Source organism: Flavobacterium sp. ALJ2 (assembly GCF_015594725.1).
Lineage (GTDB): Bacteria > Bacteroidota > Bacteroidia > Flavobacteriales > Flavobacteriaceae > Flavobacterium.
In genome coordinates this window covers 1-3,735 of the sequence record NZ_JADNRC010000036.1, presented here as the reverse complement: position 1 = coordinate 3,735, position 3,735 = coordinate 1, and the positions used below count along the sequence as shown (strand labels likewise).

Genomic DNA, 3,735 nt, shown 5'->3' with positions numbered 1-3,735 from the left:
GAGAGGATAAAAAAGAATACTTAATAATTGAATTCAATAGATGGAGTTCAGAAGATCAGCCGCGAGGAACAGGAGAAGATCAACTAGGAGAAGATATCTCTTATATATTTGGGATATGGGAAAATCCTCTTCTAACAGATGCGATAATTGCAAAAATAAAAAATAATGAAAAACAAGATAAAATTATATTTAACTTTATGGATTATATTGTTTGCATTTTTAAGTGTAAATGCACAATGTGAAACTGTAATGAAGTTTTTCAAGGATGATATATACATCTAAGGAACTCGTAGCTTTTGTAGAAAATGACCCGCAAAAAGCATTTGATTCTTGGAGGTTATTATATAACGAAAAAACTGGTCTAACAAAAAATGTAGAAGATCTCAACCTTGTTTCCAAAAATTTTGATGTTAAAAATAATGCATTATGGCCTCCTGCAAATGGTGGATACGGTCAGTTAGTTAAAAGGCTACCAAATGAAAATGAGGTATTTGATAGATATGGAGGTTCATTTGGAGATTTAGAAGATGGAACTCCAAATTTAGGAGGAGCCTATACAAGTCCCATGTTTAATGGAAAACCTCATGATTTTGATGGCAGGACTTTAAATATGGAAAAAAACGAATATGATTTTTATTATAAAATAACAATCAAAGATCCATCAAAATTCGAAATTGAAACCAATAGAGCAATTCCATGGTTTGGAAAAGTTGGTAAGGCAGAGCAATCTCGATTTATAATAAAAGATAAAGATCCTGTATCTGGTTATGCAAAAACATGGTCACAATTGGCACAGGAAGGCTCTGTTGAAATACAAGTTATAGAATCTCCGAGCGGAAAATACGCTACTTGGGTTGGAAAAGGAAGAACAATATCTAAGACTATTACAGTTGGAGGAGATACTTTTAGTGAATTAAAAACTTTAGGGTTTACGGATGATGTTGCTAGTAAAATTATCTCCAAAAATAAATCATTAAATTTGTCAGAAGTAGAAGTAAAAACACTTATGCAGGATTTAAAAAACAATTCTACATTAATGAAAATAGTTAATCAAAATCCTGAAAATGGAATTGAAGCTTGGAAGATATTTAAGGATAATAAAAAAACACTTTGCGACTAAATATGATACAAATAAAGCAAATTGAACATTTAAGTTTATTTAAAACAATAAATAAAAAAATAGAGCTTAAATATATGGGCTGGGAAGAACCTAATAGAGGTCAAGAGCTTGTCTTTTATTCATTATTGATTGATGGCATTGATAAAACTGAGGAATTATTTTCAACAAAAACCATTCAATGTTTATTGAATGAAAAAATTGAAATAGAACATCCAACTAAAAACTTTGCTTTTATTCCGTGTTCCGATTTTTATTTAATGAATACTTTAGACTATACAAAAAAAAGTTTAAAAGTATATTTTAGAGAAAATGGGAATACAACTATAGATAAGTTGGTAGGAAGTTTCTTTTATCCTGAGAAGCACTTATTGATTAATAAAAGGAGTTTAATCTTAACAGATCTGCTGACTTTAGAAAATAAAAAAATAAAATTTGAAAATGACATAGATATAGAATGGGCATATTTAATTAATTCTACACAGATTCAAATTATTCAGGCGTTTTCTAATGTATATTTTACATATGATTTAAACGAAAAAAAAGTTACTGATAAAAAAAGTATTGTCGATGAACTACTCTATCCAAATATTTTCAGATGGATTTATAGGGGTCAAGATTATAATACAAATCAAGTAGAAATGGAACTACTTCAAAAAACAAATAACGAATTTACAAGTACTTACTTTAAAATAAACTAAATGAAAAATATAATAAAAAGATTATTTCTTTATTTATTAATATTATCAAGCCTAATCGTAAATGCTGGACCAGGAGATCCTTGTCCTCTGGCAACATTAGTAAATGATTTATCTACTTCTAGTCCTGAATTCAAAGTTTTAATTAAAGAACCTAATGTTTTTGATGCATGGTTGGTATTAAATACAGAATCTCCTGCCATTCGAACTAACATAGAAGAACTTAAACTAGTTTCAAATAATTTAGATAATATTGCAAATGCTGGAGGGTATTTGAAGTGGAAGCCCCAAAATGGAACGGAAGTATGGAATAGCATACAAAAGATTAAAAACAAATTTCCTACTGAACCTTTACCAGATGATGGCACTTTTTGGGGTATTGCAGAGTCTGAAAACGGTTTAATAAAAGTATTATCTAATAAAGGGAATACCTTTAATGATGTTGATTTTGTAATTACAACAAATGGAAAGCTGAAAATTGGCAAAAAACATCACTTTTTAGGTAATGCACAAGATGTTGAAGCTGCTGGTACAATAAAAGTTATCAATGGAAAACTAAAAAAAATATCTAATGCCTCTGGCCACTATTTCCCTTCTATTGAGGAAACTATGAAATTTCCAGATATATTTAGAAAATTAGGAATAAATACTAAAGGAGCTTCTCTAGAAATATTATATTTAGATGACTTAGGAAATACTAAAACTCAAACAAAATTTATAACTGATTAATGGAAAAAATAATATTATTAGCAAATAATCTTTATGAATCTCAACCCTTACTAAAAGGATGTCAGGTCAATTATGAAAGTGAACTTTATAAATTTTCAAAAGATGAAAAAATAGATCTTTTAGTATATTGTTTTAAAAAATATGACAGAGCATTTAATCAATCATTAATTCTTTATTATATAAATTTATGGGAAGATTTTATTAGAAAAGATTGGGTTCTTTTAATAACAAAAATGTTTCCTAGAGAAAAATTCAATAAACACTCTTTTAAAGATATAAATTCAGGATGGTATTGTGATATTTTATTATTAAATGGAATTATAGGTATTAATCCTTTTGAACTTATTTTTAATGATCTTGAAATTTCATCTGAAGAAAAAAAACTTTTTTTTTATTTTTTTAAACATAGAGGAGAATATAGCTTTTATATAAATGAAAGAGAACTTATCGAAGATATTGTTAATTACTATGACTTAGAAGTATTTCAAAAAATTGTAATAATGAAAGAAAAACTAATTCAAGAAGGTTTTACCCCTACTGTTAAATATGTAGAAATCATTGAAAAATATTCTTCTTTTTACGCAAAACACGAATAAAGTACACACTCTGTGAAGTCACCTGACTTCGCAGAGACAACGGTAGGTAAAACAAGTTTAAAAAATAGTTTATTTGAACGGGTATGAAGTCTGAAGACTTCACACAACACATTAAAACACAAAAAACTCCAGATATCTCTGGAGTTTTTCTATATATAAATACTATTTTATCTACTTTACAAATTCAATTTTTTGAACTTCTTCTTCATTGACACTGTCAAAGAAGCCTTGTTCGTTCATCCAATCATCACTAAATACTTTACTCATGTAACGTGATCCGTGATCAGGAAATATTGTTATTATATTGCTATCTTTGGTAAACTCACCTTCCTCTGCATATTGTTTAATCCCCGCTACCGCACGAATCCTTTCGTGCGGCATGCTGATTAAAGTTAAACATTCTATGATTTATTATGAACACTTACTATTTTAAAATTAAACTTTGGAGCAATAAAGCCATCCAAAAAAAAATAGATTATGTACACAACAATCCTGTAGAGGAAGGATTAGTTTATAAAGCAGAAGATTATGTATATAGTAGAGCAATAGATAGCTCAGGGCAAAAAGAATTAGTTGATGAGGTAATTGTTTTAAT

Annotated in this window: 5 protein-coding genes and 2 pseudogenes; 6 read left to right on the top strand and 1 reads right to left on the bottom strand. The window is 28.3% G+C overall.

Annotated elements, in window-relative coordinates; all coding sequences use genetic code 11:
• The 5 genes from IUY40_RS19565 to IUY40_RS19010 all read left to right on the top strand — a co-directional run.
• Positions 1–242, top strand: a 242-nt coding sequence (locus IUY40_RS19565; RefSeq protein ID WP_229335679.1) for a hypothetical protein, incomplete at its 5' end; no start/stop codon positions are given.
• Positions 243–265: 23 nt separating this feature from the next.
• Entirely contained in the window at positions 266–1,120 is an 855-nt protein-coding gene (locus IUY40_RS19025; RefSeq protein ID WP_195738434.1) for a hypothetical protein, read from the top strand.
• Positions 1,121–1,122: 2 nt separating this feature from the next.
• Positions 1,123–1,818: a hypothetical protein gene (locus tag IUY40_RS19020; protein WP_195738433.1), complete on the top strand. Its 696-nt coding sequence runs from the start codon at positions 1,123–1,125 to the stop codon at positions 1,816–1,818.
• Positions 1,819–2,544: a hypothetical protein gene (locus tag IUY40_RS19015; protein WP_195738432.1), complete on the top strand. Its 726-nt coding sequence runs from the start codon at positions 1,819–1,821 to the stop codon at positions 2,542–2,544. It begins immediately after the preceding gene.
• Entirely contained in the window at positions 2,544–3,140 is a 597-nt protein-coding gene (locus tag IUY40_RS19010) for a hypothetical protein (RefSeq protein ID WP_195738431.1), read from the top strand. The genes IUY40_RS19015 and IUY40_RS19010 overlap by 1 nt, the downstream gene beginning before the upstream one ends.
• Before the next feature lie 171 nt (positions 3,141–3,311).
• Here the strand turns inward: IUY40_RS19010 and IUY40_RS19005 are convergent.
• Positions 3,312–3,488, bottom strand: a pseudogene (locus IUY40_RS19005) (cystathionine beta-synthase); the annotation flags it as partial.
• A 65-nt stretch (positions 3,489–3,553) separates the two neighbouring features.
• Between IUY40_RS19005 and IUY40_RS19000 the strand changes: the two are divergent.
• Positions 3,554–3,735 (top strand): annotated as a pseudogene (locus IUY40_RS19000) (transposase); the annotation flags it as partial.